Source organism: Bartonella sp. AA81SXKL, from assembly GCF_042196945.1.
Classification (GTDB): Bacteria; Pseudomonadota; Alphaproteobacteria; order Rhizobiales; family Rhizobiaceae; genus Bartonella.
In genome coordinates this window covers 428-917 of the sequence record NZ_JBHIRH010000142.1, presented here as the reverse complement: position 1 = coordinate 917, position 490 = coordinate 428, and the positions used below count along the sequence as shown (strand labels likewise).

The window sequence follows — 490 nt, the reverse complement described above, 5'->3', positions numbered from 1 at the left end:
TAAAAGCCGAAAATGTTTTTATGAATATTTGTGGTCTTGTTGAACAAATTGATTGATTTTGTAGCAGAGTGTTTGTCTATGGTGTATTCAAAAGACTTTCGTCAAATTGCTTGGTTGGAGAAACGTCTTATCATCATTTGAATGGTTTGATTTTAACCAAACAATAAAAAAAGAGACCGATATGAGAAAAGAAGGCATATGAAGATTATTGTAAAGAGTTTGATGATTGTCCTTTTTTGGAGTGTTGTTGTCGTTGGATGCGGACGGAAAGGTGCCTTAGAATTGCCTTCTTCAATGATAGAGAAAACGACGCAAGAGACATTTTCTTCCAAAAACAAATTAGATAAACCTTTTATTCTCGACCGATTGATACAGTAGAGGTTTTTATGCGTTTTTTTTCTTATAATCAGGGTGTCCTTCACGCTGAAGGTCTTTCTCTTTCTGCATTGGCGCAGGATGTGGGAACACCTTTTTATTGTTATTCAGCCAG

At 35.5% G+C, this 490-nt stretch carries 1 protein-coding gene; it reads left to right on the top strand.

What is annotated here, in order from left to right; all coding sequences use genetic code 11:
• Positions 1-198: 198 nt before the first annotated feature.
• Positions 199-378, top strand: coding sequence for an LPS translocon maturation chaperone LptM (locus ACFINZ_RS10160; RefSeq protein ID WP_034448490.1), 180 nt, complete (start codon positions 199-201; stop codon positions 376-378).
• The last annotated feature ends 112 nt before the right edge of the window (positions 379-490 follow it).

Excerpts from the sequence above, each read along its gene's own strand:
- ACFINZ_RS10160 (WP_034448490.1), top strand. The coding sequence starts at position 199 with ATGAAGATTATTGTAAAGAGTTTGATGATTGTCCTTTTTTGGAGTGTT.